Annotated in this window: 4 protein-coding genes; all 4 read left to right on the top strand. The window is 38.1% G+C overall.

Going from position 1 to position 4,495, the window contains the following annotated elements; all coding sequences use genetic code 11:
• Positions 1-193 precede the first annotated feature (193 nt).
• The gene (locus I6F10_RS19600) at positions 194-709 is read left to right on the top strand and encodes a MarR family winged helix-turn-helix transcriptional regulator (RefSeq protein WP_231620015.1); all 516 of its coding nucleotides are present in this window, start codon (positions 194-196) and stop codon (positions 707-709) included.
• A gap of 133 nt (positions 710-842) precedes the next feature.
• Entirely contained in the window at positions 843-1,592 is a 750-nt protein-coding gene (locus tag I6F10_RS19595; protein ID WP_024604985.1) for an RIO1 family regulatory kinase/ATPase domain-containing protein, read from the top strand.
• A 315-nt stretch (positions 1,593-1,907) separates the two neighbouring features.
• The gene (locus I6F10_RS19590; RefSeq protein WP_007584828.1) at positions 1,908-3,260 is read left to right on the top strand and encodes a magnesium transporter; all 1,353 of its coding nucleotides are present in this window, start codon (positions 1,908-1,910) and stop codon (positions 3,258-3,260) included.
• 55 nt (positions 3,261-3,315) lie between these two features.
• Positions 3,316-4,377, top strand: a complete 1,062-nt coding sequence (locus tag I6F10_RS19585) for a DUF21 domain-containing protein (RefSeq protein WP_197099283.1) — start codon at positions 3,316-3,318, stop codon at positions 4,375-4,377.
• Positions 4,378-4,495 lie beyond the last annotated feature (118 nt).

The raw sequence follows: 4,495 nt of genomic DNA, 5'->3' as shown, positions 1-4,495 counted from the left end.
GTTCGTTAATCATAATGTGCCCTCAAACAAGATTTGAAGATCTGATCATGACATTGAGATTTAGTTCAAAAAAATCCCCGCTAATTTCTTAGCAGGGATTTGTGTATAAGAGACAGCTAATAGCGGCTTTATTTTTGTGGGCGATTTTTTGTAAAAATTATTGAATTTTTTGTATGCGTTAAGGTCTATCAGCATGCAAATATACCTATACAGTGAAATAACCATGCAAAACATGCCATCAATTAAACGTTGTACTCGAGAAGAGTTAGTGCCAGAGCAAGATTTGGGGCGTTTAGTCTCTTTTTTACGTTCGAGATTAGCCATTCATGTTGATGCCAAGTTACTCCCTATGGACCTAACTTCAGCGCAATATATTGTGGTTGTACTACTTGCGAGAGAGTCGGTTAATACGCTTGCAGGACTCTGCGAGTATATGGTTTATGACCGTGGCGCTATGAGCCGCTTGCTAAACCGACTTGAAGAAAAAGGACTCATTATTAAAACGCAATGTGAGCTTGATAAGCGCTCAACTATTTTGTGTTTAAGTGAAAAAGGTAAAGCGCTTTGTCCTGAAATTATGCCCTTAGTTAACGAAGTCTATGCGCAAGCATTAAATGGTTTTTCAGAGCCAGAAAAAAACCAAATAATCGACTTACTATTCAAAGCTATAAATAATCTTGATTTACTGCCAGACTCGCCTCAAAAGTAGATTATCAATAAAATAGCGATACTGTTTCAATAGAAAGTTAGCGTGCTAATTAGTTGATCTGATTGTGCGCAGAATCTAACTTTGATAATATAGTTGCCTAGGCAATTAAGGTTATCATCTTGTTAGGTTTGTTATGATTGAAAATAATTTGTTAGTACAATTACAGCAGCAATATCCAGAACATACTTTTACGCAACAACACTTAAGTGTTGTCCATAAGGGACGTTTTGCTAACGCGATTGTGTATCGATATAAAGATAATGAATTTGATTTAATTGTTAAAGATTTTAGCCAAAGCCCCTGGTTTATCCGCAAAACATTTGCACGAATGTCGGTAAATCAAGAGTATAAAGGGTTGAGCCGTTTAGCTGAGCTTGATGCAGTTGCTAACCGCTTTTGTAGATTGTCGCCGATAGCGGTTGCTTATAACTATATCGAAGGCACGCCACTGCGCGCTTTAATTCATGAAGACAAAACACTACCTGTTAACTTTTTTAGTGAGCTTGAGCGTCAAGTAGCAAAAATGCATCGCAAAGGCATCGTGCATTTAGACTTGCGTAATATGGGTAACATTTTATGCGGCGCAGACGGTAAACCTTATTTTATAGATTTTCAGTCTACTATTAGCTTTTCTCGTTTTCCACGTTGGTTGCAACGCTTTATGCGAGGATCCGACATGTCAGGCGTATATAAAGCATGGAATAAATTGGGTGAGCAGCCTCTGCCACAAAAAAAGCAAGACTATTTAGAGCGCTTTAATCACGTGCGTAAACGCTGGATTTTTAAAGGTTACCCAATACAGCGAGGCTATGCGTGGGGCGCTGCACTTATTACTCAATTTGTAGATTCTGACTTAGTACGAAATATTACAGATAGACTTTAATTTAAAGCATAAACCGTAATTTAAAAACACCTAATTCATTGTGTGATTTTGCCCATATTAGCCTAGCTAATATGGGATTTTTTTTTATTATAAGTAATCCCTTTAGTTTGCTTACTTGTTGTTTAATCCCTCAAAAATAATTCCTTTTACTGTTTTTTTAATTTTTTAAAATAAATATTAGTACTGCATTTAGTTTGCCCATACAATGCGCAAAAATAGCTTGCGCATGCTTAATAAGTTCACGTTTTTTCTGCAATTTTTTATTGTTCAAGTAGACTATAAATAATGTGCGCTTTTAAATTTTAAGGTTTTAAGATGATTGAGTATCCGGTAGACCAACTTCCACAGCTCATAAATGATTTATTGCAATGCGATACAACAGAACGCAAAAATAAATTATTAGCAGATGCGCAGTTAACGCTTTCAACAGAGCACCTGTCATTACTTTTTGAGGCGATACCAAAAGAGCAACGACTTGAAATTTGGCAGTTGCTTGATGAAGACACGCAACACGAAATTTTTGTTAATTTAAGTGAAGATAGTTGTTTGTGGTTGCTACAAACGCTAGAAGACACTGAGGCTTTTAAACTTCTTGATGAAGTTAATGTAGAAGAGCTACTGGAACTTGAAGAAGTTATACCAGAGCGATTTGTTGAGTATGCAAAAAAGCAACTCGATGAAGCGCAAACCAAACAATATGATTTAGCGCAGCAATACCCGCCAGAACAATTAGGTCACTGGTTAGGTTTTGACTTTTTAAAAGTATCGGAGAAGCTAACAGCCGGTGGTGCTAAAAAATTGCTACACAAAGGTTTACCGCAATACAGTGAAGTTATTTATTTAGTAAGCCGCAAGGGTAGTTTAATAGGTGAGGTTGCGGTAAATGATTTAATAAAAGCCAGCGACACCGATAACTTAATGACATTGGCAAATCATGACTTTTCATCGCTCCATGCTGATGATGATTTATATGAAGCGGCAGAAGTGGTGATCCACAGTGAAAAAATGGCACTGCCAGTGGTTAATGCTGATAACAAATTACTTGGGCGATTAACCATTGCCTCTGCTTATGAATTACGACAAGAAATTGCTGATGAAGCAGCCGCTAAAGCCGGTGGTTTACGTGAAGACGAAGACCTGTTCGCAAGTGTGCGAAAAAGTGCTAAAAACCGTGGCATTTGGTTAGGTATTAATTTAGCAACTGCCTTTTTAGCGTCGTGGTTTATCGGTTTATTTGGCGCAACGATAGAACAAGTTGTAGCACTAGCTGTATTAATGCCAGTGGTCGCTTCTATGGGGGGAATTGCAGGTAGTCAAACATTAACCGTTATTGTGCGAGGTTTAGCGCTTGGACAGGTTACAGATTCAAACCGTAATGCGTTGCTTAAAAAAGAGCTGCGTGTTGGCGCTGTAAATGGCTTGGTATGGGCGTTTGTAATCGGCCTACTTACCTTTTTATGGTTTAACGACTTAATGCTTAGTATTACGATTACGGTAGCCATATTATTGAATTTAGTGGCCGCGTCACTAGCAGGTGTTGTTATTCCGTCTATTTTAGACAAAATGAAAATTGATCCTGCGTTATCTGGTTCGGTAATTTTAACTACCGTTACCGATATTGTTGGGTTTGTTACCTTTTTAGGTTTAGGCAGTTTATTGCTTTTATAAGCCTTATACCAATTCGCTTAATTAAGTGAATTGGTATTACTAACAGGAAAATACAATGACCTTTGAAGTCATGATTTGGTGTGCAATTGCTTTGTGTATTTCACAATCGGCAATATTTTCGGGCTTAAACTTAGCGTTTTTTTCACTAAGTAGGCTTCAGCTTGAAATGGAAAGTGCAAAAGGCAACGAAGCAGCTATAAAAGTGATGGCACTTCGAAACGACTCTAACTTTTTACTATCGACTATTTTGTGGGGCAACGTAGGTATTAACGTACTACTTACACTACTTTCTGATTCGGTATTAATGGGCGCAAGTTCGTTTTTATTCTCAACTATCGCAATTACTATTATTGGTGAAATAACACCGCAGGCTTATTTTTCGCGTAATGCGTTAAAAATGGCGAGCCTACTTTCGCCGTTAATTAAGTTTTATCAGATTCTGTTTTATGTAGTTGCTAAGCCAACGGCTTTAATACTCGATGCATGGTTGGGTAAAGAGGGGATTACGTACTTTGCTGAAAGTGAGCTCAGGGGTATTATTCGCAAACACATAGAGGCTGAAGAAGCTGATGTTCAACACGTTGAGGGAATAGGCGCGCTTAACTTTTTTAGTTTGGATGAAATAAGCGTAACCAAAGAGGGTGAGGTAATTGATCCAGACTCTATTATTGCTTTGCCTACTAAGCTTGATTTGCCTATTTTCCCAGACCTTACATTAACGACTGACAATGAATTTTTACGCAAACTACATAAGTCAGGTTATAACTGGGTGATCATTACCAATGAAGACGGTTGGCCTTTATTAGTAGTAGATGCTGATGGCTTTTTAAGATCAGCGTTATTTGAGCCAGATACGTTTGACCCTTATCATTATTGTCACAGACCTATAATTGTTGCTGACGAAGCGATGCGTTTGAGTGAAGTGATTTTAAAAATACGGGCTAATCATTCTTTAGATAAATCGTTTGATGGGGCTATTGATCACGATGTGGTATTAGTGTGGAGCGACGTGAAACGCATTATTACCGGCGCTGATATATTTGGTCGGTTGCTCAAAGGTATGAGTGCACCAAAACTCGAACTGCATGAAAATACAGAGAATAAAAAGCCGCTATAAAGCTGTCTCTTGATCACAAGTCTGACTCAAGAGATTTTGCTAAATCGTAGCCTTCTAGGATGGCTTGTAACTTAAGCCATCCTTTCCATAACACTTTCACAGATGCACGCCCTGTGCG

It is taken from the genome of Pseudoalteromonas sp. SWYJZ98, assembly GCF_015864495.1.
Classification (GTDB): Bacteria; Pseudomonadota; Gammaproteobacteria; order Enterobacterales; family Alteromonadaceae; genus Pseudoalteromonas; species Pseudoalteromonas distincta.
This window is presented reverse-complemented; position numbering and strand designations above follow the sequence as displayed.